Annotated in this window: 32 protein-coding genes and 1 pseudogene; 7 read left to right on the top strand and 26 right to left on the bottom strand. The window is 40.1% G+C overall.

Going from position 1 to position 25,530, the window contains the following annotated elements; all coding sequences use genetic code 11:
* Nucleotides 1-56: 56 nt before the first annotated feature.
* From CGC57_RS10015 to CGC57_RS13050, 8 genes are all read right to left on the bottom strand, one after another.
* On the bottom strand, nt 57-923 hold the full coding sequence (locus CGC57_RS10015) for a DKNYY domain-containing protein (protein ID WP_095898998.1): 867 nt from the start codon (nt 921-923) through the stop codon (nt 57-59).
* An 8-nt stretch (nt 924-931) separates the two neighbouring features.
* Nucleotides 932-1,570 (bottom strand): WG repeat-containing protein, encoded by a 639-nt coding sequence (locus CGC57_RS10010; RefSeq protein WP_095898997.1) that lies wholly within the window; start codon nt 1,568-1,570, stop codon nt 932-934.
* A 30-nt stretch (nt 1,571-1,600) separates the two neighbouring features.
* A complete protein-coding gene (locus CGC57_RS10005; protein WP_095898996.1) occupies nt 1,601-2,125 on the bottom strand; it encodes an O-acetyl-ADP-ribose deacetylase in 525 nt (174 codons plus the stop codon).
* Between the two features lie 7 nt (nt 2,126-2,132).
* Nucleotides 2,133-2,411: a DUF6794 domain-containing protein gene (locus tag CGC57_RS10000; protein ID WP_167372286.1), complete on the bottom strand. Its 279-nt coding sequence runs from the start codon at nt 2,409-2,411 to the stop codon at nt 2,133-2,135.
* Between the two features lie 257 nt (nt 2,412-2,668).
* Complete coding sequence (locus CGC57_RS13065; RefSeq protein ID WP_232033988.1) at nt 2,669-2,884, bottom strand: hypothetical protein; 216 nt, start codon at nt 2,882-2,884, stop codon at nt 2,669-2,671.
* A gap of 8 nt (nt 2,885-2,892) precedes the next feature.
* Nucleotides 2,893-3,237 carry an SMI1/KNR4 family protein gene (locus CGC57_RS13060; RefSeq protein WP_232033987.1) on the bottom strand — a complete coding sequence of 115 codons (345 nt, stop codon included), beginning with the start codon at nt 3,235-3,237 and terminating at the stop codon, nt 2,893-2,895.
* Between the two features lie 19 nt (nt 3,238-3,256).
* On the bottom strand, nt 3,257-3,754 hold the full coding sequence (locus tag CGC57_RS13055; protein ID WP_232033986.1) for a transposase: 498 nt from the start codon (nt 3,752-3,754) through the stop codon (nt 3,257-3,259).
* Nucleotides 3,755-3,818: 64 nt separating this feature from the next.
* A complete protein-coding gene (locus CGC57_RS13050) occupies nt 3,819-4,082 on the bottom strand; it encodes a transposase (RefSeq protein WP_232747232.1) in 264 nt (87 codons plus the stop codon).
* Nucleotides 4,083-4,165: 83 nt separating this feature from the next.
* On the opposite strand from CGC57_RS13050, the gene CGC57_RS09985 reads away from it, so the two are divergent.
* From CGC57_RS09985 to CGC57_RS09960, 6 genes are all read left to right on the top strand, one after another.
* Nucleotides 4,166-4,513: a hypothetical protein gene (locus CGC57_RS09985; protein WP_009413704.1), complete on the top strand. Its 348-nt coding sequence runs from the start codon at nt 4,166-4,168 to the stop codon at nt 4,511-4,513.
* Between the two features lie 21 nt (nt 4,514-4,534).
* Nucleotides 4,535-5,137 carry a CDP-alcohol phosphatidyltransferase family protein gene (locus tag CGC57_RS09980; RefSeq protein WP_088594990.1) on the top strand — a complete coding sequence of 201 codons (603 nt, stop codon included), beginning with the start codon at nt 4,535-4,537 and terminating at the stop codon, nt 5,135-5,137.
* Entirely contained in the window at nt 5,127-5,903 is a 777-nt protein-coding gene (locus tag CGC57_RS09975) for a phosphatidate cytidylyltransferase (RefSeq protein WP_002679931.1), read from the top strand. The genes CGC57_RS09980 and CGC57_RS09975 overlap by 11 nt, the downstream gene beginning before the upstream one ends.
* Nucleotides 5,891-6,931 carry a patatin-like phospholipase domain-containing protein gene (locus tag CGC57_RS09970; RefSeq protein WP_095898994.1) on the top strand — a complete coding sequence of 347 codons (1,041 nt, stop codon included), beginning with the start codon at nt 5,891-5,893 and terminating at the stop codon, nt 6,929-6,931. The genes CGC57_RS09975 and CGC57_RS09970 overlap by 13 nt, the downstream gene beginning before the upstream one ends.
* Entirely contained in the window at nt 6,928-7,674 is a 747-nt protein-coding gene (locus tag CGC57_RS09965; protein ID WP_095898993.1) for an SDR family NAD(P)-dependent oxidoreductase, read from the top strand. The genes CGC57_RS09970 and CGC57_RS09965 overlap by 4 nt, the downstream gene beginning before the upstream one ends.
* A gap of 66 nt (nt 7,675-7,740) precedes the next feature.
* On the top strand, nt 7,741-9,444 hold the full coding sequence (locus CGC57_RS09960) for a bifunctional alpha/beta hydrolase/class I SAM-dependent methyltransferase (protein ID WP_095898992.1): 1,704 nt from the start codon (nt 7,741-7,743) through the stop codon (nt 9,442-9,444).
* Between the two features lie 41 nt (nt 9,445-9,485).
* On the opposite strand, the gene CGC57_RS12935 is transcribed toward CGC57_RS09960, so the two are convergent.
* The 18 genes and pseudogenes from CGC57_RS12935 to CGC57_RS09870 form a co-directional block, all read right to left on the bottom strand.
* Entirely contained in the window at nt 9,486-9,662 is a 177-nt protein-coding gene (locus tag CGC57_RS12935) for a hypothetical protein (protein ID WP_172595629.1), read from the bottom strand.
* A 5-nt stretch (nt 9,663-9,667) separates the two neighbouring features.
* Nucleotides 9,668-9,907: pseudogene (locus CGC57_RS09955) on the bottom strand (class I SAM-dependent methyltransferase); the annotation flags it as partial.
* A gap of 18 nt (nt 9,908-9,925) precedes the next feature.
* The gene (locus tag CGC57_RS09950) at nt 9,926-10,609 is read right to left on the bottom strand and encodes a hypothetical protein (RefSeq protein WP_095898991.1); all 684 of its coding nucleotides are present in this window, start codon (nt 10,607-10,609) and stop codon (nt 9,926-9,928) included.
* Nucleotides 10,610-10,619: 10 nt separating this feature from the next.
* Nucleotides 10,620-11,117 (bottom strand): YdeI/OmpD-associated family protein, encoded by a 498-nt coding sequence (locus tag CGC57_RS09945; protein ID WP_095898990.1) that lies wholly within the window; start codon nt 11,115-11,117, stop codon nt 10,620-10,622.
* Between the two features lie 32 nt (nt 11,118-11,149).
* Nucleotides 11,150-12,220, bottom strand: coding sequence for a hypothetical protein (locus CGC57_RS12930; protein WP_232033984.1), 1,071 nt, complete (start codon nt 12,218-12,220; stop codon nt 11,150-11,152).
* Nucleotides 12,221-12,297: 77 nt separating this feature from the next.
* The gene (locus CGC57_RS09930) at nt 12,298-12,666 is read right to left on the bottom strand and encodes a hypothetical protein (protein WP_095898989.1); all 369 of its coding nucleotides are present in this window, start codon (nt 12,664-12,666) and stop codon (nt 12,298-12,300) included.
* 100 nt (nt 12,667-12,766) lie between these two features.
* Nucleotides 12,767-13,138: a hypothetical protein gene (locus CGC57_RS09925; protein WP_095898988.1), complete on the bottom strand. Its 372-nt coding sequence runs from the start codon at nt 13,136-13,138 to the stop codon at nt 12,767-12,769.
* A gap of 6 nt (nt 13,139-13,144) precedes the next feature.
* Nucleotides 13,145-13,474 (bottom strand): hypothetical protein, encoded by a 330-nt coding sequence (locus CGC57_RS09920; protein ID WP_095898987.1) that lies wholly within the window; start codon nt 13,472-13,474, stop codon nt 13,145-13,147.
* 6 nt (nt 13,475-13,480) lie between these two features.
* Entirely contained in the window at nt 13,481-13,963 is a 483-nt protein-coding gene (locus CGC57_RS09915; RefSeq protein ID WP_095898986.1) for an SMI1/KNR4 family protein, read from the bottom strand.
* Between the two features lie 7 nt (nt 13,964-13,970).
* Complete coding sequence (locus CGC57_RS09910; protein WP_095898985.1) at nt 13,971-14,402, bottom strand: DUF2262 domain-containing protein; 432 nt, start codon at nt 14,400-14,402, stop codon at nt 13,971-13,973.
* Nucleotides 14,403-14,590: 188 nt separating this feature from the next.
* Nucleotides 14,591-18,400 (bottom strand): DNA-directed RNA polymerase subunit beta, encoded by a 3,810-nt coding sequence (rpoB, locus tag CGC57_RS09905; RefSeq protein ID WP_095898984.1) that lies wholly within the window; start codon nt 18,398-18,400, stop codon nt 14,591-14,593.
* A gap of 273 nt (nt 18,401-18,673) precedes the next feature.
* Nucleotides 18,674-19,054, bottom strand: a complete 381-nt coding sequence (gene rplL, locus CGC57_RS09900) for a 50S ribosomal protein L7/L12 (RefSeq protein WP_002680017.1) — start codon at nt 19,052-19,054, stop codon at nt 18,674-18,676.
* Nucleotides 19,055-19,107: 53 nt separating this feature from the next.
* A complete protein-coding gene (rplJ, locus tag CGC57_RS09895) occupies nt 19,108-19,623 on the bottom strand; it encodes a 50S ribosomal protein L10 (RefSeq protein ID WP_095898983.1) in 516 nt (171 codons plus the stop codon).
* Nucleotides 19,624-19,645: 22 nt separating this feature from the next.
* Nucleotides 19,646-20,335: a 50S ribosomal protein L1 gene (gene rplA / locus CGC57_RS09890; RefSeq protein WP_002679854.1), complete on the bottom strand. Its 690-nt coding sequence runs from the start codon at nt 20,333-20,335 to the stop codon at nt 19,646-19,648.
* 12 nt (nt 20,336-20,347) lie between these two features.
* Nucleotides 20,348-20,785, bottom strand: a complete 438-nt coding sequence (gene rplK / locus CGC57_RS09885; protein WP_002679988.1) for a 50S ribosomal protein L11 — start codon at nt 20,783-20,785, stop codon at nt 20,348-20,350.
* 47 nt (nt 20,786-20,832) lie between these two features.
* Nucleotides 20,833-21,384, bottom strand: coding sequence for a transcription termination/antitermination protein NusG (gene nusG, locus CGC57_RS09880; RefSeq protein ID WP_002679816.1), 552 nt, complete (start codon nt 21,382-21,384; stop codon nt 20,833-20,835).
* Between the two features lie 11 nt (nt 21,385-21,395).
* A complete protein-coding gene (gene secE / locus CGC57_RS09875) occupies nt 21,396-21,587 on the bottom strand; it encodes a preprotein translocase subunit SecE (protein ID WP_002679824.1) in 192 nt (63 codons plus the stop codon).
* A gap of 107 nt (nt 21,588-21,694) precedes the next feature.
* Nucleotides 21,695-23,083, bottom strand: coding sequence for a leucine-rich repeat domain-containing protein (locus tag CGC57_RS09870; protein ID WP_095898982.1), 1,389 nt, complete (start codon nt 23,081-23,083; stop codon nt 21,695-21,697).
* A 309-nt stretch (nt 23,084-23,392) separates the two neighbouring features.
* On the opposite strand from CGC57_RS09870, the gene CGC57_RS09865 reads away from it, so the two are divergent.
* Complete coding sequence (locus tag CGC57_RS09865; protein ID WP_095898981.1) at nt 23,393-25,510, top strand: peptidylprolyl isomerase; 2,118 nt, start codon at nt 23,393-23,395, stop codon at nt 25,508-25,510.
* The last annotated feature ends 20 nt before the right edge of the window (nt 25,511-25,530 follow it).

Below are 25,530 nucleotides of genomic sequence, written 5' to 3'. Positions count from 1 at the left end.
GATACTTCTTTTGGTGGACAAAAGTAGGGAATAATTTCAGAAGTACAAAAACTTTTCTAATCATCCCATAGCGGTTTGTTTACTTCGTGTAAGGCTTCAGCTTCGCTAAGAGAGTTCCCGCAGTTATAATATTGGTTTTTATCCTTGCCATAGGGCAGTTTGTATCCTTCTGGAGAAGTGAGCACTACCACCTCAAAAGTATTGTAATCCACCTCTTTGATGAGTTTGTTTTGGTAATAAACTCGCTTGTCATCTTTGGAATAAAAATGCGAAATCTTTCGCCAAGTCGCTGGATTTGCCTTAGGCAAGGGTGTTTTCCCATTGAAAACATAGGTATCATCTTTAGCAAAATCGCCATCGTTCATCGAGATGAAAGTCGCTGGATTGGCTTTAGCGAGTATTTTTATCTTGCCGTGATAATCCTCATAATACACCTGCTTACTATCTTTGGCATAGCCATACGGAAATTCTACACGCACCACACGCCTAATCCCATCGCTAAACTCCCACGAAGTCTCTCTATCTCTATCCGTTCTGTGAATACCCTCATCACATACCTCAAAAGTACTAATATCCTCAGGTTCAAAGCGCCCTCCCGATGTCCATACACTTTGATAATCGGTAGCATAACACTCGTTGAGCATTTCGAAAGTTTTAGGATTAGCCCCTTTGAGAGGGCGCCCCACGATATAACAATGCTTATCGTCTTTAGCAAAAAAGCCATTAAAATAAACAAAAGTATCAAGATTTGCCTTCTCTATAGGGGAATGGCGGTAGTATATCCGCTTGCCGTCTGTCCAATAGCAGGGCGTTTCTTGTGTGTCCGCCATATAAAAACGCGGGTCTTTATCAATATCTGCTACAGTGCGGATATCGATATCAAAAAAAGGAGGCTTTTTAGCCAAAGGTTTATTGATTTTCATTCTGTTTCTTATTTTATTTCTATACCTAATTTATTAATCTCAAATTGTTTGTCCCCTATCTGTACCCACGTTTTACCATTCTCAAAGAGAGCCCCATCGTCATAAATAAAAGGGAAAACGGTTTCGTTTTTGTCATTGATATAGCCATATTTAGCGCCTTTCTTTACCAAGGCAAGTCCCTCGGTAAAATAAGAAGCATCGTCATAGAGAAAAGGAATGATTTGTTCGCCTTTTTGGTTGATAAAGCCCCATTTGCCGTCTTTCTTTACGGCTACATAATCTTTATGAAAGTAGGTAGTATCTTCATAGATAAATGGAATCACCTCTTCTCCTTTCTCATTGATAAAGCCCCATTTGCCATTCAATAGAGCAGCTGCAGGGCGATGGTTATAGAAGTCGTTGTCATCTATAAGGTCGTATTTTATAGGAGTAATCTCCTTGCCAGAGGTATCTATCAATCCGTATTGCGCACCTATTCTCACCATTGCCACTCCTTGAAAGAAGTCATAGACAAAATCGTACTTTATAGGGGTAATCAGGGTTCCTTTCTCATTGATATAGCCCCATTTGTCACCTTGCCTTACACAAGCAAAGCCCTTGCGAAAATCGGTTATTTCATCATATTTTTCTTGCTTGTTTGTGTTCATTGTTTTAACTTTTAATTATCTTGTGAGTTCTTAAACCTTCTGTATGTTTGTATAAATATCGTAGTTTTCTTGATCAAAACAAACCATCTTCACCTGCTTGATTTTATCCGTTTTTTGCAAGAAATGAGCTATGGTATGAAGCGCTATTTGTGCTGCTTTTTCCTTCGGAAATCTATACCTCCCAGTACTGATATTAGGAAATGAAATAGTAGCTACTTGATGCTCTAAAGCCAACTCCAAACAACTAATGTAAACTTGTGCCAGTAGGTTTTCTTCATTATGTGTCCCCCCATTCCACACAGGACCTACTGTGTGAATAACATATTTAGCAGGCAAATTGCCGGCAGTAGTAATAACTGCACTACCTACTTTGCAACCTCCTTGTTTATTTCTTATCTTCTCACATTCTTCAGTAAGAGCTCTACCCCCTGCTTTATGAATAGCTCCATCAACCCCACCTCCACCAAGTAGAGAAGTGTTGGCTGCATTCACAATGGCATCTACGGAAATTTTAGTGATATCTCCTAATACAATTTCAATGTTACTATGTATCATCACTCAATTAATCATTAGAATTTGTTAGATACCTATAATAGCTTGTGAGTATCATAGCCGACATATCATCGGGGTGTTTAACGCCTTGGTCTAAAAAGAACTTCACAAGTTCAGGGTTCCCACTGCGAATCCACTCATTGCGAATGCCCATTCCTAAAGTAAAATGACTTTCCATAAAGAATTCATCTTCGGTAAGCGTTTTTATATACTCTTTATCCTGCTTTTTGAGGTTCTTATCCAGCATTTGGATACATTCTGTTAAGTTTTTAGGTTTTTGTTTTTTCATATCGATGTTTTTTATTTGTCCAAAAGCTATAAAACTAATGATACACATACAAAAAGTAATGAGATGTTTCATATAATTATTTGGAGTTCATTTGTTATTTATTGATTTTTTTGAATTTTATTCTATTGAAAGTCAGTTATTTTAGGTTCTGTTGTAGGGGCAATTTGCAAATCGCCCACTAAAGACAAGGCTTTGTATCTTTTGTATATCACCAATGGGTAGGTTGTTGAAACAACAACTTATCAAATACATTAGCATTACATTTGTACTGCTTCATCAAGCCATTCAGTAAACCAAGAGATGAAAGATACTCTTTCTCCTTTTTCATTCAATAGAGGCTCTATACCTCCATAATCTGCTCTCTCATCAAGCCATATATTGCCATACTCTTCACCATTTACAACTAATAAATAAGTGGCTCCGTGCCCTATATGACAAATTTGCAAACAACCTGTGATATGATCAGTACTCATATACTTCTCTAATACTTCATCATCAGGGCGTCCCCCCCATCCCAGTCAATAGCATCAATCCATTCATCTTCATCCCATTTTTCATTATAAGGGAAAGGCTTAGATAGATTAATTGCAGGATTATCTCTAAGTTTGAAGTCTTTCATTGACTCTTGCAAAGAAAGCAGTCCATAATCTGGTCCTATACATCCATTCCCTATTTTTGTTATAAATTCTCTATAACCTTTAGGAAGTATTATATTGTTCCTTTTTTCTATTTCAGAAACTTCATCTTCTGAAATCGTAGGGTTTATAAATACCTCTTTAGGAACAATTGATTTTAAAGAATCAGGATGTGCTAATAAAAATAGCATCTTTTTTTAATAAACGTGTTTAAACTTTTTTGAGGAACTTGGAGATAAACCCTAATAGGAGCATTCCAATCCAAGTTACATCAAGATACTCATATCTCATTATCAAACCTTTATATCCGTCAAGCCGACCATTTGCTTGTTCAATCTTAAACCTATTTTTGTACAATTCTTCATCAAAATAAACATCTGGTTGCTTTCCATTTCGGGGATTAGGTTTAATATTTGCTATAATTTCTTTGCTTTCTAAAAACTCTCTAAGAGATTTGCTATCAAATCCTGCATCAGCATTGAGAAACAGTCCTTTGTGTTCTATTCCTGCTTCTTCTAATAAAGCTAAGATTTCTTTTAGTACTTCTTCTATTTTATATAAGTCATTGTGATTTCCTGCTTTAGGGCTTCCCATTGCTATCATTTGCCCTTTATTATCACACAAAAAAATATTATTGGTGGTTAGCTTTTTTTCTTGCTTGATAACCTGCTGACGCTCCTTTTTGACGACAACGTGTATGACTACCATCCAATTGAACACAAGACATATCTAATTTTCTTTTCTTCTTACTTAATAGATTCAACCATACTCGCTAAAAACTACCATCTTTACTCCATTTATTGAAGTAGTAATAGACATTTTGCCAAGAGATTTCAGCTTTTTCAAAATAGCTTTCAATTGGAAGTTCTCTCCATTGCACCCCTGTTTTTAATCTCTTGAGAATCAATAAAAATATTGAAGCTAAATCAAAATTACTTTTAAATCCTCTTTTTCCTACACTTAAAAAGGGAATAATCCAGTTATTTATTGTATCTTTGCCCAAAGTTCCTGAATTTTGGTGTTCTTTTTTTTTCAAACGCAAAATTACTAATTTTCGGGAACTTTTACTTTATTATAGGAAAAAGTTTAAACAGCTTCTATAAATAATATATCAACATTATGACCTCAGACGAATTTGCAAAGAACTTTTACCTTGAAAAACTAGCGTTTTTAAAGTCATGCTTTCAAGCACAACCCGAACAAGCTTCGGCTGTAAATGTAAAAATAAAAGAAATGGCTCTGACAGAGAGTCAAACTGAGAAACTTAAGGAAGTTATTGATATTCTGTTAGAAGATGTATTTTACACTATCCTATTAGGCCTAGATGGTGAATGCCCCATAGGTGAGATCCAACAGAATTATAAGATATATGACCAAGACAATAATCTTATTTCCGATTGTGGAGAATTGGAAGCCAGTGCTTATGAGTACTTTCACGAAGACAAATATGAGAGGGAAACTCTCTGATAATTAACAAATGAACCTATTATGATTTCTGTATACAAACTAAAACCTAAATTCCAGCAGCTATTGCACCCGCTACTGGTATGGCTACACAGGAGAGGTGTTACTGCCAATGAGATTACTGTAGTGGCCATTGTGTTCTCCTTTGGGATTGGCGTGCTCTTTTGGGAGGCTTCGGCGGTACCACTTTTCTTTTTGGCACTGCCCATAGGGCTGTTGGTGCGTATGATCCTCAATGCTCTTGACGGTATGATGGCACGAGAGTTCGGACAAACCTCCCGCTTAGGAGAGGTACTCAATGAGGTGGGCGATGTGGTCTCGGATGTGTTTATCTTCTTCCCCTTGCTAAAGTACCACCCCGAAAGCCTTTACTGGGTGGTAGCTTTTATTGTACTGAGCGTACTCAATGAGTTTGCTGGCGTCATGGGCAAGGTCTTAGGAGGGCAAAGGCGCTATGAGGGACCTATGGGCAAGAGCGACCGAGCACTGCTGATGGGTATCTATGGGCTGCTTGCCTACTTTGGTGTGGGAATACAAGCCTACTCTCAAGTGGTTTTTGCCATAGTTATTGCCTTGCTACTTTTAAGTACTTTCACCCGCTTAAAAAAAGGACTTTATGCCGCTTGACAACAAATATGCCGATGTACCACTTCGTATCAGGAGCTGGGGAGTGATTATCTGTGTTTTTGCTGCGGCTGTCTCCCACCCCTACGCCATGTGTCTTTTTTCCCTATGGGTAAGCTTTCAAGCCCTTACGGAATTGGGCGGGCTCTTTGGTTTTAATCCGAGCTATTGGCGTATGGCTATTCCCTTGTTACAAGGGGTTTTACTATGGAGCTGTCCCAACTACTCCACTTATATGGTAGAAGCTTGTATGGTTGTGGGGATAGGCCTTATCCTATATCTATGCCTTAGGCAAATCCCCTTAGGATTGCCCCTTTCCCTACTGATTGTTTTGGCAGCCTACCCTCACCTGACTTTCTTACGTATGAAGCCACAAGGGGTGGAGTGGTTCATCTTCTTGGTGGTAACGACCGAACTCAACGACATCTTCCAATACCTCACTGGAAAGCGCTTTGGCAAGCACAAGATCTTACCCAAGATAAGCCCCAATAAGACCGTGGAAGGGTTTGTAGGCGGCTTACTGCTCACCCCTTTTTTGAGTGTGGGCTTAGGCTACTTGCTGAGGCTTCCTATTGCACTACATACATTAGTTTTTGTAGGCTTATTCATTAGCTTTTTTGGTTTCTGGGGCGATGTGACTTTCTCTTACCTCAAGCGGCGGGCGGGGGTAAAGGACACCAGCCAACTGATTCCTGGTCATGGTGGTCTCTTGGATCGCATAGATAGTCTCTTGTTCAACTGTATTTGGTTTTACCTATGGATACGATAAAGCCCTTTTCCCGTAGTTTGCTTCTCTCCGGAGGAGGCACCCGCTTTGCCTTATACAATGGTATGTATGCAGCGTTGTGTGATATAGGCAAAGCTCCTGAGCTACTTATTGCCAGCTGTGGTGGGGCTTTTGCTGCCTTGGTAATCAATGCTTTTGCTAATAATACAGAGAGAAAAGCCTATCTGCAATCACAGGAGTTTTACCACTTTATCCAAAGCCTGTCCCTTACCCCTTATAGCAAGCTATATCGCTTGGGGCTTTTAGTCCTACAGAAGCACTATGACCGGCGTCGTGCTCCCTTGGTAGAGGATGTATATACACGCTATTTGGTAGAAATGTCCCAAGACCTATCGGGGCTACTCCCCTCCTTAGCCAAGTTAGCTTTTTCTGCTGCCTTGCCCACTATCATCATAGGAGCAAAGATGTGCTTTGCCCCCCATGAGTGTGGCAAGCGTAGGGGTAAGCGAAAACTCTACCAAGAGGTGCTCATAACCGACCCTGAGACTGCCCAGAGGATCCCTCTTGAGACACTGCAACATACCGAATCCAACTATATGCTTTCGGCCGTAGCAACCGATATAAGTGTGGAAACGGCTATTCCCTTGCTCTGGGCTGCCCGTATTTCTATCTCGGATATGTTCTATGTAGCTCCTGTAAGCTATCAGGGGACATACTATACAGGCGGGGCTATTGACCTTGTTCCTATGGAGCTGGCTTATGCGCTTTCAACTACTGTAATTGCTGAGCACAAGCAGGCCTACTCTCCTACCGAAGAGTCTTTGGTACGTGCCGTCTTGGGCTTTAGTGGCAACGAGCGGTTGGCGTCGGTGGCTTCCTATCCTGCCCAATGGATAGATACTCGAAGAGCAACTACCGTTCTAAAGGGCTTTTACTCTGAGAAATATATCAATTGGAAGCATCTGGAGATAGGAATTCACTTTCCCAAGGACTATCCCTCTTACCGAGAGCAGATAGAGCGGCAATGGGACTATGGTTACCAAACTATTCTTAACACCTTTAGCTTATGAATGTATTTATCATAGGAGGCACCACTGGCATAGGGTTTGCCTTGGCTCACTTCTACCAGCAAAGCGGCCATCGGGTTGGGGTATGCGGCAGAGATCTTAGCAAGCTCCCCAAGGCAGTTCCTTTTGAGAGTTATAAGGCCGATGTTATAGACAAAGCACTATTAACCCAGGTGATACGACAGTTTGTAGGCTCAGACACCCTCTCCTTACTTATCAACTGTGCGGGTAGCTATGCCGAGGATGTGGTAGGAGAAATTTCTTACGAGGAGGCGGTCAGTATACTACAAACCAATATCATAGGAGCCGTCAATACCTTGGAGGTTGGCCGAGAACTTATGGCTCATCATGGAGGCCAAATCGTCCTGCTAGCATCTATCTCAGGGATTTTGGACTATCCCTCCTCCAGCCTATATACCAAGACCAAGCGCAGTGTTTTACAGATAGCCGATGCCTATAGGCGTGCCTTACGCCCCTTTGGCATCTATATCACCTCTATTGCGCCTGGGTATGTAGCCACCCAAAAGCTCTACAAGCTCAACCAAAACAATCTCTCTAAGAAACCTTTTCTGGTGAGTGAAGATAGAGCAGTAGCCGAAATCAGCAGGGCTATCACTCAAAAGAAAGGCCTACACCTCTTCCCTACTCGTATGAAGTGGCTCATGCAATTACTCTCGCTACTGCCTAAGCCTTTGCTGTCCTTACTAATGTACAGAAAGGCCAAATGGATGCAAAATCACAACTAATTCTAACAAAAAATTAGGTAATCAAAAAATAATTTTCTATTTTTGTCGTATCAAAATCATTATACCATGAACACAGGTTTTTTCAAAAGTCATGAAGGGGAAGAACTATTCTTCTACGAATGGAATTACAAGCCCGAACAAAAGACCCTTATCGTAATCCATAGAGGTCATGAGTATGGGGAGCGTCTACAGGAATTTGCTACCCATCCGCTCTTTGCTGCCTACAACATCTTTGCTTTTGACATGCGTGGACATGGGCACACCAAAGCCGCTGTATCTCCTGTTTTCATGGATTCGGTACGGGACTTGGATACCTTTGCCAAGTTCCTTGGGCAGCACTATGAGGTACGCGAGGAAGATATCTTTGTAGTGGCCAATAGTATTGGCGGGGTAATCACATCGGCTTGGGTGCATGATTTTGCACCCCGCATCGCTGGCATGGCGCTATTGGCTCCTGCCTTTGAGATCAACCTGATCGTTCCTATGGCCAAGCAAGCCATCGAGTTGGCTCTAAAAATCAATCCTAAACTGATTGTTAAGAGCTATGTAAAATCCAAGATGCTCACTCGCGACACTAAGCAGCAACAGGCTTACGATAATGACCCTCTCATCACCCGCTCTATCAATGGCAAACTCCTCATTGACCTTGCCAATGCTGGTAAGCGATTGGTGGAAGATGCCGCTGCAATCACCACCCCTACCCTACTGCTCTCCGCTAAAAAAGACTTTGTGGTGATTAACCGACAGCAAAAGCAGTTTTATGTAAACCTATCCTCCCCTATAAAAGAGTTCGTTACCTTGGAGGGCTTCCATCATGGAATTCTCTTCGAGCAAGGCCGTGAGGAAGTATATAAGCTCCTACAACACTTTATCCAAAAGGCTTTCTCTGCACCCTTGCCTACTCCTACTCTTGATTCTGATCTCTTTACTCAGAAAGAATTTGAGACCATGCAATATGAACTGATTCCCACTAGAGAGCGTTGGGGTTACCATCTTCAGAAATGGGCGTTGAGCAAGCTTGGTCACCTCAGTGGTGGTATGACTGTAGGGCTTACCTATGGCTTCGATTCTGGCGCCTCCATGGATTATGTATATAAAAACACGCCACAAGGCAAGTGGGGTATAGGTCGTTGGATGGACAAAAGCTATCTCAATGCCATAGGCTGGCGCGGGGTACGTATCCGCAAGAGACACCTCCTACAACAGGTAGAAAAGGCTATACAAGCCCTACAAGCCCAAGAACAGGAGGTAAAAATATTGGACATCGCAGGTGGAGTGGGCAACTACCTTTTTGATATCAAAGAGCGCCACCCTGAAGTGGAGATCGTTATCAATGAGTTCCTACCAGCCAACATACAGAAGGGAGAGCAAATTATCAAAGAGCGTGGCTACCAGAATATTCGCTTTACCAATTACAATTGTTTTGAGGCTGATACTTACCGCAAACTAAATTATTCGCCCAATATCACCATCATCTCAGGTATTTTTGAGCTTTTTGGGGATAATATCTTGGCCTCTGAGGCAATCAAAGGGGTGGTTTCTATCTCGGACAATGGGTATATCATCTATACAGGACAGCCATGGCACCCCCAGCTCAAAACCATTGCCTTTGTCCTGAAGAGCCATCAGGAAAAAGACTGGGTGATGCGCCGCCGTAGCCAGCGTGAATTGGACGGACTTTTCTCCCTCCAAGGAGTCAAGAAAAAAAGTATGCTGATTGATGATTTTGGAATCTTTACTGTTAGTTTAGGACAAGTAAAGAAATATTAGGTGAGAATATATGAAAATAATTTATGCTTTTATAATAGCACTTATCCTAAGTATGATTGCTTTTTTCCTTCTTTAAAACTAAGTATTTTGTATTCTTCATTTAGGTGATATTTCACTTTGGTTTCATTGTACCAAGTATCGTGTTCTTTTCCATCACACAAGCTATTTTCGTGAGGAACGGTTTCTATTTGTGCTAATCGTTTCTGTAAGACATTCATTTAGTTGCTTTTTCTAAAAGTGATTCCATAAAGTCGGCAGTCTCATCGGCGATAAGGAGTTTGTTCCCTGCTTTGGCAACCCGAAGCATTTCGCTTATAGCAAGTGCTTTATCGTTAAAGAAATTGATACCTCCGTTGTGAAACACAATATCAAAAGTATTATCGGCAAAAGGCAATTCCTCTCTCGTGGACTTCTCCCAAGGAGAGGGGCAACCCGCAAGAGTGATTTTTTTTATTTTTGATTTACTTTGATAATTAAATCATTAATCAGTTGTCGAGGCTATAATCCCTATATACCAATACCTACACGGATTATAGACCGTCCAAAAGAAACTCCCTCTCCCCTTTTTGCCCTCATCAAAGTAATTAGAGCTATCAGTACTCCACTTACAGACTTCTATTTGCGAAATATCAGTAAAAAGTAACCTACAAAAATCTAAAAAGAAGTTGCCTTTTTCAAAATTGCTATGCCTATACATAAAAGAGAACCGAGGCTGAAAGAAAGCGTAAGCAAAGGCTTCCTTTTTGAGGTCTTCCTCAGTCATCGCCACTACTTTTTCAGGTACTTCTTTATCATCATAGTAAAAATACTGATTGTACAGTTTCTCTCCACTAAGAATTATCCTCCCGCTCACCTCCTCATATTGCCAGCCCATAAAGTCTTGTACAGAAATCTCCTTACCAGAGTCTTTAAGAACGCTAAAATCGTAGTCCATCGTAAAAAGTTTCGTACGATTCATTTTAAATTTAGCCGCCATACGGTCAAGACGTGTATTTGCTTCTTCCGCTACCGAAATAAGAGTCTGCTGGGCTACTGCCAAATGCTTCTGATAAGGTGTATCGTCCTGCTCCGTATCCAACTGAAAGATACGAAAGTCTATCATACCGCCTTCTCGTTCGTAGGCTTTATACTTTTCTATAAACTTAGGAATTTCTATAGTTGTCATTTGTTGATATTTAATTCTTATCCGCAAAAGGCGCTAACAGTTGTTTTATCTCTTCCTTTATGGTTGTGTTATCTGCATTAGCAGCTTGTTCTTCTATAGGCTCAAAGTAGTAAAGGTCGTTTAGAATCCCATATAAGGCTATAGCCCGTGAAGTATTGGGCTGAGAAATTTGGTACAATTGCCCCAAAAAAGCAATTGCCCACTTATATGCCACACAATACACGCCACTATGGTTATTACCTATAGCATTTATAAAAGCCTCTGCAAGGGCATTCCCTTCTTGCGAATTAATATTAATAATTTCATCTAATAGATTAATAACTTGGGGGTCTCCCTCCAATGTATACTTCTCACAGAACGACATTTGCATTTTCAGCACTCTTTTAAGGCGTGTTTCTTCCTTTTTAGCCTCATTAATATAGTTCACCCACTCTTTTTGATGAGAAATAGGCAAGGTAATGAAGTGCTTTTTTACATTTTCACTTAACAAAGGCGTTATATCTACCATACTTTATGTTGTTTAGAATGCTTTTTGATGTTCTATTTCCCCCAATCAACAGGCGCCCATTGGGTAAGATGCCAAGGGAAATCATTAAGGTCTATTCCGTTGTATTTTTCATAGATATCCCCACCTTTTTCCCAAGGATTAGGTTTGCCTTGTACCATCTCGTTTATAGGGTGTTCAGCAGTAAAAGTATGGCAAAAAAGATTCTTATCGGCTGCATAACCTCCATATTTCTGTACCGCTTTGGCTACCAAAAGGGTAAAAGGACGAAGTTTTAACTTGTTAAGGTCTATGTTAGGATCTATGCGAAACCATTGTCCTTCCAACGGAGCATTAGGGTTTGTTGACGTGCCATCTCCTTGTTTTGCTGGATAAGAAAAACCTTTCCCTGCATTGGCAATAGTAAAGGATAGCGCGTGGCATATCTCACCTTTTCGCGCCTCTGCAATGCCTATTTGAGAGAGTGGATTGAGCATACACACTACTGCCGACCCTCCTGTGGTGTGTTGCATTGCAAAGTTGTCCTTACCCAAATCTTTAAAGTTTGGTTTTGCTTTAAAATATCCCGAAGCAGCAAAATGCCAAGTCCCTTTCTCATCTTTAACAGCGTAAAAATATTCTCGCATTATTCCTGTTGCTCTGTCATAAACAGCAAAAGCTCTATCTCCTCCGCCTGCTGGTTGTGCATATTTAGGCAAGGGTATACGCCCCGTAGTATACTTAATAAGATCTTGTTTGTAAATAACTCTATTATCTTTAGATTCAAAATAAGCATATTCCTGATGAGGGTTATTAGAATCTACCACATAAATAGGGATGTTATAAGATGTTGTACTCAGTGTTGTTAGTACCGTTTTTTTAAATCTTTCTGGCAGATATTCAGCGGGCATTTTAGGCATATAAGCTGCTATGGCAGCCGAGTTCGTTGCTAAAGGCATATTTTTAACTTCTCTTGTGAAAATAGACCCCTGAGCTATATAAGGCTCAAAGAGACTTCCCGTATAATAATACCCTTTTTGTTGTTGTTCTTCTTCTTCTGATTGTTTGCTACAAGCAGATAATATAAGTAGAAAGAAAAAGTAAATAAGTGTTTTGTTATGTGTCATTTTAAATATTTTTATTGATTTTATTTCTTGCCTTGTTTAGAAAGAGCTTTTACAAGCTGAGAAAATTGTTCTTTTATTTATACATCAAAATAACTAAACACAAACTTAGGGGGTAACTCATGCAAAAGATAATCGCCTACTATAAGTCCTATACATTCATTTTTATCATATACACAAGCCTCTACCACAAGTTTATTCATCTTTTTATCTTTATACAAGGTCAGTTCGCGTAGTTTATTCACTTCCTTATCTATATCTTCTATCGGGAAAAGGTATAACACGCTTTTATCCTCTACAAAATCAAGAGTCTCATTGATTTCTTCTAAAAACGCTCCCGAAACACCAAACTTTTCAGCTAATACTTGGGTATCTTCGGCTTTATAGGCTTCTAAAAAGTCCGCAAGAGTGTGGTAAATCTCTATTTTAAGTTCTTGTGTGATTTCCATATAGTGTTATTTTATCTTTACTATGTCGTTTTTATAACTCGCAAAAGTATAGCGACGCAAAAGCAATTTCGAGACTTTTCAGATAGCCTCTACGGGTGTATTAACAACTAAAGTAGTGAAATACAAACTTAGGAAATTGGTCTCTAAGGTTGTAATATCCTTTGATGATGGCAAAATATTCTTGATCATCCCACAAGTGAGCTTCTACTCCTACAGCGGTATTGTCATTGTTGAAGTTATACACCTCTAAATTCACCCCTCCACCTTCTTCTTTGTCCATTTCTTCTATAGGAAAGAGGTGTAATACACTTTTGTCTTCTACAAAATCAAGCATTTCATAGATTTCTTCCAAAAACTCCCCCGATATATCAAACTTTTCAGCTAATACTTGGGTATCTTCGGCTTTATAGGCTTCTAAAAAGTCCGTAAGGGCGTAGTAAATTTCTGTTTTAAGAGATTGTGTAATTTCCATATAGTGTTATTTAATCTTTGCTATGTCGTTTTTATAACTTGCAAAACTGATGTTTCCTTCTAAAACCAATTCGCAGAGGGCTGTTGGGTCATAATTTTTAAAGGAATGAAGGGTATAATAGCAATGCTTGTTATCGCGCTCTAAGTGAAGTACATAACCATCGGGTTCATCTTGAAAAACAACGGTTGCTTCTTTGTACTTTTCTAAGGTTGCTACCGAGCGTATCAAATCCTGCCTACTATCGTGCAAGTGAGAGGCTACAAAGGCTATTTCGGCAGTGCCATTACTGATTATGACTTCTGCCCAGCCGTGTTCTTTTTGCGTGTAACTAATCATTGCAAATTAATAAAGTTTCATTAGTAAATTGGCAAAAGAAGTAGCAATAGGGTTTGGCTCTACGTCCTGAATATTGTGATTGAAGAGATAGATTTGCTGGTCTTCTGCTAATAGAAGTGTATCGCCCGCAGGAGTGCGCGCAATCGGTATTCCTTGTTTCTGAAAGTCAGGATACAAGTCTATCAGCGAATGAAACTTATAAGCCGACCGAAATGCCAAAAAGCGGTCTATCACCACTTTACTTCCTTTCACCCTGTTTTTAGAAGGGATGCCTCCGTTGTGCTCCAACAGAAAACGAATATATTTCTCATCGATAGGCTGGCTCAGCTCTCTCTGAAAATCAGCGATTTCTGTTTCTTCCGCCTTGTCCGTTTCGTAGGCTTTGATGAGGTTTTTTAGGGTTTGTTTATCGGGCAAAATCTTATAAGCTCTGAGCTGTTCCACTTTCTCCGGACTCAAGCCATATTTCTCAAAAGTAAGGTTTTTCATAGGTTTATTATCCACTAATCGTTTCTAAATGAAGTTGATAGTTATCATCGAGCCTGATATTCACCAGATGCCCCAAAAAGTAATCAGGGTCAGTATCTACATCAAAAGTGCAGACGAGGTTTTCACCTACTTCACAATACAAATCATAGAAATACACAGCCTCGCAAAATTGCTCTTCAGTAATTTCTTCTTCAAGGTCTTCTTGGGCTACTTCAAAAAGTTCTCTTACCTCTTCATTTTTGAGCAGAAACTGCAGAACAGCTTCCTTGTTGCCCTCCAACCATTGTACTTTGGTTGCTACTTGTTTAAATACTTCTTGCTTTTCTTCTTCTGTAAAGTGGCGTTTGGCATCAAAACAGACCACAACTTCAGCCTCTTCGTCCCCCCAAAAGGTAAAGAGGGCTTGATACTCGGTTTGGTTTTCGGTAATAAAATTCATATTCAATAAATAAACTGATAATGAGAGCAAAGGTAAACATAATTAGCGAATTAACCAATATATCAAAAAAACTTTCCCTTTGCAAGAAACAAAAATTCCAAACTACTGAATATTCAATAGTTTGGAATTTTATTTCTAATGAATGACGAATTACTTGTTATTTGTAATTCGTCATTCGTAATTAACAATTATTCTTCAAGTCGGATATCTAATCCAAGACCTTTAAGCTCGTGCATCAATACGTTGAAAGATTCTGGCAAGCCTGGTTCTGGCATTGTCTCACCTTTTACAATTGCTTCGTAAGTTTTAGCACGACCTACTACGTCGTCGGATTTTACTGTTAAGATTTCGCGTAAGGTACTAGATGCTCCATAAGCCTCTAATGCCCATACCTCCATCTCTCCAAAACGCTGACCACCAAATTGGGCTTTACCTCCCAATGGTTGTTGTGTGATGAGTGAGTACGGACCGATAGAACGCGCGTGCATCTTATCGTCAATCATATGTCCGAGTTTGATCATATAAATCACACCTACGGTTGCTTTTTGGTCGAAACGTTCACCGGTACCACCATCGTATAGGTAAGTATGACCGAAACGCGGTACGCCTGCTTCATCGGTAAGCTCATTGATTTGCTCAAGTGATGCCCCGTCGAAGATAGGAGTTGCAAATTTCTTACCGAGTTTTTGTCCTGCCCAACCCAATACAGTTTCGTATATCTGACCGATGTTCATACGTGAAGGCACCCCAAGTGGGTTCAACACGATGTCTACAGGAGTTCCGTCTTCAAGGAATGGCATATCTTCATCACGAACGATACGCGCTACGATACCCTTGTTACCGTGGCGACCTGCCATCTTATCCCCTACTTTTAACTTACGTTTCTTAGCCACGTAAATCTTAGCCAATTTGAGGATACCTGCAGGCAATTCGTCACCCACAGCGATAGTGAATTTATCACGGCGCAACATACCTTGCAAGTCGTTTTCGCGAATGCGGTAGTTGTGCAAGAGGTCGTCTATAAGTCCGTTGATATGTTTATCATCAGTCCAACCTGCAGAAGTAAGGTGAGCGTAATCTTCAATACTTTCGAGTACTTTTTTGCTGTATTTCTTACCTTTAGGTACGATTTCTTCACCAAGGTCGTTTACTACCCCTTCTGAGGTTTTTTCGGCTACTAAACTAAATAGTTTTTCTAATAATTTAGTACGAAGTGCCTCGAATTTAGCATTGTAGTCGGCTTCTAATTGCGCTACATCTTCTTTATCTTTACTACGTTTGCGTTTATCTTTTACTGCACGAGAGAACAATTTCTTATCAATTACTACCCCGTAAAGTGATGGAGAGGCTTTTAGAGAAGCATCTTTTACATCGCCTGCTTTATCACCAAAGATAGCGCGGAGGAGTTTCTCTTCAGGAGTAGGATCAGATTCTCCTTTAGGAGTAATTTTACCTATAAGAATATCTCCAGGGCGTACTTCGGCACCAATTCGAATCATACCATTTTCATCCAAATCCTTAGTAGCATCTTCCGATACGTTAGGAATATCATTGGTAAGTTCTTCAGCACCTAACTTAGTGTCACGCACTTCAAGTGCATACTCATCAATATGGATAGAAGTGAAGATATCATCGCGTACAGCACGTTCTGAGATTACAATCGCATCCTCGAAGTTATACCCTTTCCAAGGCATAAACGCTACTTTCATATTGCGACCAAGTGCTAACTCTCCATTTTCGGTAGCATAACCTTCACAAAGCACTTGTCCTTTTTTCACACGTTCGCCTTTTTCTACAATTGGCTTAAGGTTGATACAAGTACCTTGGTTAGTTTTTTGGAATTTGATAAGGTTGTATACTGTTTCATCAGGGTCGAAACTCACGAGTTTTTCTTCATCAGTACGGTCGTAAGTAATGATGATTTTTTCAGCATCTACATAATCTACTACCCCATCGCGTTCAGCATTCATAAGCACACGAGCATCCGATGCTATACGGCGTTCCAAACCTGTACCTACAATAGGAGCTTCTGGTTTCAACAAAGGCACTGCTTGGCGCATCATATTTGAGCCCATCAATGCACGGTTCGCGTCGTCGTGTTCCAAGAACGGAATAAGAGAAGCTGAAATAGAAGCGATTTGGTTAGGTGCTACGTCTATATATTGTACTTCGTTAGGTTCGATTACAGGGAAGTCACCATCTTCTTTTACAACCACTTTTTCCTCAATGATATTAGCTTTATCGTCTAATGCGATATTTGCCATACCAATTTTAAGTCCTTCTTCATCTTCAGCAGTAAGGTAAGTCATATCTTTGAGATCTACCTTTCCGTTAGTAACTTTGTGGTAAGGAGTCTCAATAAAGCCCATACCATTCACTTTAGAAAATACCGCTAATGATGAAATCAAACCGATGTTTGGTCCCTCAGGAGTTTCAATTGGACACAAGCGTCCGTAGTGAGTATAGTGTACGTCGCGCACCTCAAAACCTGCACGTTCACGTGATAAACCTCCAGGTCCTAAAGCTGATAAACGGCGTTTGTGAGTGATCTCAGCTAATGGGTTTGTTTGATCCATAAACTGAGATAATTGGTTTGTACCAAAGAACGAGTTGATTACAGATGAAAGAGTTTTAGCGTTAATCAAATCAATAGGTGTAAACACCTCGTTATCACGTACGTTCATACGTTCGCGGATAGTGCGTGACATACGAGAAAGACCTACACCAAACTGAGCTGCCAACTGCTCTCCTACCGTGCGCACACGGCGGTTAGACAAGTGGTCGATATCATCTACCTCTGCTTTAGAGTTGATGAGCTCAATCAAATATTTTACAATAGTGATGATATCCTCTTTGGTAAGCACTTGCTTTTCCATAGGGGTATCCAAGCCCAATTTCTTGTTGATACGATAACGACCTACATCTCCCAAGTTGTAACGCTGATCTGAGAAGAATAGCTTGTCGATAATACCACGAGCAGTTTCTTCATCGGGTGGTTCGGCGTTACGCAATTGTCGGTAAATGTGTTCTACCGCTTCTTTTTCAGAGTTGGTAGGGTCTTTTTGTAAAGTATTGTGGATAATGGTATAATCTGTAGCCTGACTATCTTCTTTGTGAAGAAGAATAGTTTTTACATCAGCATCTAAGATTTCTTGAATGTTATCTTCATCGAGTACAGTATCGCGGTCGAGGATAATCTCATTACGCTCAATAGATACTACTTCTCCTGTATCTTCATCTACGAAGTCCTCGTGCCAAGTGTTAAGTACACGAGCAGCCAAACGACGACCGATGTATTTTTTAAGCCCTGTTTTAGAAACTTTGATTTCTTCGGCAAGGTCGAATATTTCTAATATATCTTTATCGCGTTCAAAACCAATCGCACGGAAAAGTGTAGTTACGGGCAATTTCTTTTTACGGTCGATATAAGCGTACATCACATTGTTGATGTCGGTAGCGAACTCAATCCACGAACCTTTGAAAGGAATGATACGTGCAGAGTAGAGTTTAGTACCATTAGCGTGAAACGACTGACCGAAGAATACCCCAGGAGAACGGTGTAATTGGGAAACTACCACGCGTTCAGCACCGTTGATAACGAAAGTTCCGCTGGAAGTCATATAAGGCACAGTTCCCAAGTATACATCTTGTACGATAGTTTCAAAATCTTCGTGCTCAGGGTCGGTGCAATAGAGCTTCAATCGGGCTTTCAGAGGCACGCTATAGGTAAGACCACGCTCAATACACTCTTGTATAGAGTAGCGAGGAGGGTCTACGAAATAGTCGAGAAACTCCAATACGAATTGGTTACGAGTATCGGATATAGGAAAGTTTTCCTTAAAGGTTTGGTATAATCCCTCGTGAACTCGGTCTTCCGACTTGGTTTCCATCTGAAAGAACTCTTGAAACGATTTGATTTGAATATCCAAAAAATCAGGATACTCAGGGGTGTGTTTCACAGAAGCAAAATTGACTCTTGCGGTTTGATTCGTAAGCATTTTCTTTACTTTAATATTATTGTTTAGTGTGTTAGTAGTAAGTTGTTAGTCAGTTAGCTTTTAACAGCAATTATTATTTTGAAACTCAAACAAAGTTTGTAGTGGGAAAGACTATTGCAGACTTTGCTTAAAGTTGATGAGTTGTTTGTTTGAGGGTTGGCAAGATAAGTCTTACCATTATATTGTTGTTGTATTGTTGCTTTAAATTACAAAATGGTTTAGGTCTTTTTACCATTGAAAAAGACCTAAACCTTATAGGGTTTATAAGTAAAATTATTTCAATTCTACTTCAGCACCAGCTTCTTCTAAAGATTTTTTAAGCCCTTCAGCTTCTTCTTTAGAAACACCTTCTTTTACTTTTGAAGGAGCGCCGTCTACAACTTCTTTAGCTTCTTTAAGTCCAAGACCAGTAAGATCTTTTACTAATTTAACAACCGCTAATTTGTTAGCACCTGCTGATTTTAAGAATACATCAAATTCTGTTTTTTCAGCGGCTGCTTCACCAGCACCACCTGCAGCTGGACCTGCTGCTACTGCTACTGCTGCTGCAGCTGGCTCGATACCGTACTCTTCTTTCAAGATTTGAGCAAGCTCGTTTACTTCTTTAACGGTTAAGTTTACTAATTGTTCTGCGAAATTTTTTAAATCTGCCATTTTTTCTATCGTTTTTGTTTAATTGTTTAAAAATAAATTCTGTGTGTTCTGTTTTACTTTTCAGATAAAGTTTTGATGATACCAGCCAATTTGCCGCCACCTGATTTGAGAGCTGAAACAACGTTTTTGGCAGGAGATTGGAGCAATCCGATGATATCGCCAATAACTTCGTTTTTAGATTTGAGAGCTGCTAATGCATCTAATTGATTGTCACCAATAAATACAGCTGCATCTACATAAACTCCTTTCAAAATAGGTTTATCTGATTTTTTACGGAATTCTTTGATGAGTTTTGCAGGTACATTACCTACTTCAGCATACATCAAAGAAGTGTTGCCTTTGAGAATGCTTGGCAATTCGCCAAATTCTTTTTCTGAAGCCTCCATTGCTTTAGAAAGCAAGGTATTTTTCACAACTGCTAATTTGATATTCGCTTTGAAACAAGCACGACGTAAAGCCGTTGTTTCCTGAGCGTTCAAACCAGTTAAATCTGCTACATAAATAACGTTATTTTCAGCTAACTGTGCAGTTAAATTATCTATTACTAATGATTTTTCTTCTCTTGTCATAATTTCGGTTTTTAACTACAAATTAAACTGTTTTAGGATCTACAGCTACACTTGGGCTCATAGTAGATGAAAGATAAATAGATTTCATATACGTACCTTTAGCAGCGGTAGGTTTCATCTTTATTAATGTTTGGATCAACTCGTTAGCGTTGTCTACAATTTTATCGGCTGTGAATGATACTTTACCGATAGAAGCGTGTACGATACCTGTTTTATCTACACGGAAATCGATTTTACCAGATTTCACTTCTTGTACAGCTTTACCAATTTCCATAGTAACGGTACCGGTTTTAGGGTTTGGCATCAATCCGCGAGGGCCGAGCACACGTCCTAAAGGACCTAATTTACCCATTACAGCAGGCATAGTAACGATTACGTCTACATCTGTCCAGCCGTCTTTGATTTTTTGTAGATATTCATCAAGCCCTACATAGTCTGCTCCAGCAGCTTTAGCTTCAGCTTCTTTATCTGGAGTTACTAATGCAAGTACACGAACATCTTTACCAGTTCCATGAGGAAGCGTAACTACACCGCGTACCATTTGGTTTGCTTTACGTGGGTCTACCCCTAAACGCACTGCAATATCTACAGAAGCATCAAATTTAGTGTAAGTGATTTCTTTCAATAATGCTGAAGCCTCTTTGAGTGAATATAGCTTGTTGCTATCAACTTTTGCAAGAGCTTCTTTGTGTTTCTTTGTTAATTTTGCCATATTGCTTTGCGATTAAAAAGGTTTTTCTCCAGTTACTGATATACCCATTGAACGTGCCGTACCAGCAACCATACTCATTGCAGACTCGATTGTAAATGCGTTCAAATCAGGCATTTTGTCTTCTGCAATTGCTTTCACTTGTTCCCAAGTGATACTTGCTACTTTCTTACGGTTTGGTTCTCCGGAACCTCCTTTAACCTTAGCGGCTTCCAACAGCTGAACAGCAGCAGGTGCAGTTTTGATAACAAAGTCGAAAGACTTGTCTTTATAAACGGTGATAACTACAGGAATCACTTTTCCTTGTTTGTCCTGCGTACGAGCGTTGAACTGCTTGCAGAACTCCATAATATTAACACCGGCAGCACCTAATGCGGGTCCAATTGGTGGCGAAGGATTCGCTTGACCTCCCCGAGCTTGTAGTTTAACTACTTTACTAATTTCTTTTGCCATTGTTTATAATTAATAATTTATTTAAAATGCCTCTTATGAGGACTTTGTTACAATTTTTCTACTTGAGTGTAGCTGAGTTCTAAAGGCGTTTTACGTCCGAAGATTTTCACCATCACTTCAAGTTTGCGTTTTTCTTCGTTCACGCGTTCTATAGTACCATTAAAACCATTGAAAGGACCATCGATAAGTTTTACCATCTCGCCTACTTCAAACGGAATAGCTACTGTTTCTACTGTTTCAGCTAATTCATCTACCTGACCAAGCATACGGTTTACATCAGCTTTACGCAATGGCAGTGGATCACCTCCTTTGGTTTCACTCAAGAAGCCTACTACCCCTGGGATAGACTTAATGATATGCACTACCTCACCTGCTAAGTGAACTTTCACCATTACATAGCCAGGCATATGCACTCTATCTTTGGTGATTTTCTTGCCGTTACGCACTTGAACCACCTTTTCAGTAGGCACTAAAACTTCCTCTACATAGTCGGCATAACCTAAACGAGAAGTCTCGTTCTCTATGTAGTTCTTTATTTTGTTCTCCTGACCAGTAACGGTTTTAATTACATACCATTTTTTTTCTATTAATCCAGACATTGTTGCTGTTTTTATTTCAATTTCATAAATTCAAAATACTTACCTATAAGGTATTCAAATGAAGAATCCATTCCCCAAATTACTAAAGAAAATAGAATAGAAAATACCACTACTACCACCATTTCCTTCTGTGCATCTGAAATATTAGGCCACGTAACGTGGTTAGTTAGCTCTTCATAAGACTCTTTAACGTATTGAATCATAACTTATTAGTATTATTAATGAATAATATTACGCCTATTTATGTGCGCTTTTGGGTGGCAAAAGTACGGCGAAAATTTTAATCCGCCAAACTTTTTAGAATATTTTTTTATTCCAAAGCACAATCTTTCCATCCTTCAGCTTGTTTGTAAAGCTCTAATGAGCGATAGGGCACTAACACTTTTCCTCTATATCCAAAACTGCGATTCACCACTGGTGGAGTAATTGCACGACAATGCAACTCAGAAAGTCCGCTATTTTCAAAAGCTGCTAAATCTATTTTTTCTACTGTATTAGGCAATTTCAATTCTTTTAAGTTAATGCATCCGTAAAACGATTGTACCCCTATAGAAGTAGTAAATTTAGAAAAGTTCACTTCGGCAAGGTTTGTGCAGTTGTAGAACACCTTAGCTGCGACATCTACCACGGCACGAGGTAGCTCTACAGTTTGCAGACTTGCACATTCGGCAAAAGCAAACACACCTATATATTTAACATTCTCAGGCAAATCAATATATTGCAAATTTCTACAACCATAGAAAGCACCGTAGAAAATATCGGTAAGTGCCAAAGGCATTTGAACTGTGAGTAATGAAGTACAATTCTTGAATGCCTGCATATTGATTTTCTCTACTGTATCTGGAATCACTACTGAACTCAAACTCGTACAATTTAAAAAGGTATCATTCAAAATATGGCGTAGACCATAAGGCAATTTGAGCGTTGCTAGAGCACTACAACTATGAAAGGCACTTGCTCCAATAAAAAACACACTATCAGGAATGTCTATTTTTTTGAGTGATTTGCAATACTCGAAAGCATCGTCGCCTATGCTTTCTAATTTTTCTGGCAATATTAATTCTGGCAACGATTCACAATATGCAAAAACACTACTCTTGATATGACGCAAACTCGGCGGCAAAGTTACTTGTGCAAGCGCTTTACACTGATAGAACAACTGCGATGGGAGAGTATTAAGTTCATTACTCAAAAAAACTACTTGCTTAAGCCCTGAGCAGTCTATAAAAGCCCTATTACCAATAAGAGTAGTCGCTTCGGGTATTTCTACACGCTCTAAAGCGAAACAACCTCTAAAAGCCTCCTCCCCTATTGTCGTTACTGTGTTGGGCAAGTTAATTTCCTTTAAATTAGGACAAAAAGCAAACGCCTGTACCCCAATAGCCGTCACTGAGTTTGGCAACATCTCTACCTTAGTAAGGCTCTCACATTCGGCAAAAGCACGATCTCCAATAGCTGTTACCACTCCCGAGACACTGATTCGTTGCAAGCGTATACAACCTTTAAATGCTTCAGCTGCAATTGCTTTCACCGTATGAGGCAACGCTATATAGCCATCTGAAGGTATCTTAGCATCCTCACATTTGAGCAACACTCCTTCTTTGATAAAGAGCGCCTCAATACCCTGCTGAGACAACACAAGTTGCGCGCAGAAAAACAATACTATAAACAAGTATTTATAAAGAGCCGTAGTCTTCATATCTTTATATATCAAAGGGCAAAAGTACAAAATAATTACCAAATAGCAAAAAAAAGCACCTCATTCGAACACTCAATGAACACGTAACGAAGACACAACGAACCTCCTCCCTACTTGCAAAAAACTACACTAAAAAAATTATAAAATCCCCCCCTACCCCACTCAACAACAATTTCTTATCTCTTACTTCTTACCTCCTATCTTATAAAAAATCTTAAAAATATTTTTGCATTTCCACAAAAAGTATTACTTTTGCCGTTTGATTAATAACACCAAACAATTTTATACTTTTATAAACGAATATAAACAATGGCAGTACTCGAAAAGATTAGAAGTAAAACCGTATTCCTTATCGCGATTATAGGGCTTGCCCTCTTCGCTTTCATCATCTCCGATTTCATCGGTAAAGGGCGCTTTAGCAACCACATGCCTAACGAAATAGGTACCGTAAACGGCGAAGATGTCTCTATCGACGCCTTCCGCGCTCAAGTCGAAAACGCTACTCGTCAAGCTAACGGACAAGTAAGCAGCATCGAAGCCGCTAAATACGTGTGGGAACAAAAAGTCCAAGAAATCCTCCTCAACCAACAAATCGAAAAACTCGGCCTTAGTGTTGAAAAAGACCAAATCTTGGCTATCCTCGCTAAAACCCCTCTAGCGCAAAACCCTCAATTCGTGAATGAACTCGGCGTGTTCGACCCCCATAAATTCACTTCCTACTTGGCTACCCTCAAAAGCACCAACCCCGAAGCCTATGCTCAGTGGAAAATGCAGGAAGACGCTATCGTAGAGGGCGCTAAACAACAAATGTATTTCAGCCTCATCCGCGCTGGACTTGGCGTTACCAATGCCGAAGCCGAAATGGAATACCACCAAGAAAAAGACCTCGCCGATATCAACTATGTTGCCCTCCAATACAGCAGCATCGACGATAAAAATATTACCGTTACCGACGGCGAAATCCAAGACTACATCAAAAAACACGAAAAACAATTCAAACAAGAGGCTTACCGCAATATCCAGTACATCGTCGCTGCCGAAAAACCTTCAGCTAAAGATATGGAAGCTGAAAAACAAAGCTTGCTCAAACTCTTGCAACCCGAAGTCGTGTACAACAGCAAAACCAATAGCAACGACACCCTCCCTGGATTTGCTAAAACTAAGAATATCAAAGAGTTCGTCGATCGCAACTCTAATGTCCCTTACGATAGCACTTTCGTAAATAAAGACAATATCCGCTCTGCTTACGCCGATACTCTTTACGCTCTTCCCGTAGGTAAAGTATTCGGTCCTTACGAAGAAGACGGCAACATCAAACTCAGCCGTATGGTTGCCAAAGAACCCGCCGGAGCCGTGAAAGCAAGCCACATCCTCATCGCCTACCAAGGAAGCCAAGCCGCTACTCCTAATACCACTCGTACTAAGGAAGAAGCTAAGGCAAAAGCCGAAGAACTCTTGGCAAAAGCCAAAACAGCAGGAACTGATTTCGCTGAACTCGCTCGTGAAAACTCTGAAGAACCTGGCGCTGCCTACAGCGGTGGAGACCTCGGATTCTTTGGAAAAGGCGCAATGGTAAAACCTTTCGAAGAATTCGCTTTCGCTAACCCCGTTGGCAACATAGGTCTTGTTGAAACCGACTTTGGGTTCCACGTTGTAAAAGTTACAGGCAAAGCCGAAGCTGTAAACATCGCTACTATCAGCCGTGCGGTAGAACCTTCTGAAGCCACTGTAAGCGAGATTTTCTCTAAAGTTTCTAACTTTGAAATGAAGGCTTCTCAAAATCCAAAAGAATTTGCAAGCATCGCCAAAAAATCCGACCTTTCAGTACTCCGCGCCGATAACCTCCATAAAAACGACGACCAAATCATCGGATTAGGTAGCAACCGCGCCATCGTACAATGGTTGTTCAATAAGGACACCAAAGTAGGTGACATCAAGCGATTCAATGCCGGAAGCAACAACATCGTCGCTCAATTAGTAAAACAAGGTGAAGAAGGACTCAGCTCTGTACAAGATGCCGCTCCTATCGTGAAACCTATCCTCATCCGCGAAAAGAAAGCCGCTATTTTAAAAGAAAAAGCCAAAGGCAACAGCCTCCAAGCCATCGCTTCAGCTAACAAAACTGAAGTAAAAAGCGCTACAGGTCTCGTGATGAAAAACCCAACTATTATAGGTGAAGGTCGCGAACCCAAAGTCGTAGGAGCTGCCTTCGGACTCAAACAAGGTCAAATTTCTAAGCCTATTGATGGTGAAAATGCGGTATATGTAATCCAACTCACTTCAGCTACTATAGCCCCTGCAATCACCGATTACAGAACTCAAGCTGAAACCGTTGAAAACCTTCGCACTGAACGCGCTGCCCAAAACATTCTCAAATCATTAGAGAACAGCGCTACTATCAAAGAAAACCTAAGTTCATTCTATTAATATATAGAAATCAGAAAATA

This window comes from Capnocytophaga sputigena (assembly GCF_002302495.1).
GTDB classification, from domain to species: Bacteria; Bacteroidota; Bacteroidia; order Flavobacteriales; family Flavobacteriaceae; genus Capnocytophaga; species Capnocytophaga sputigena.
This window is presented reverse-complemented; position numbering and strand designations above follow the sequence as displayed.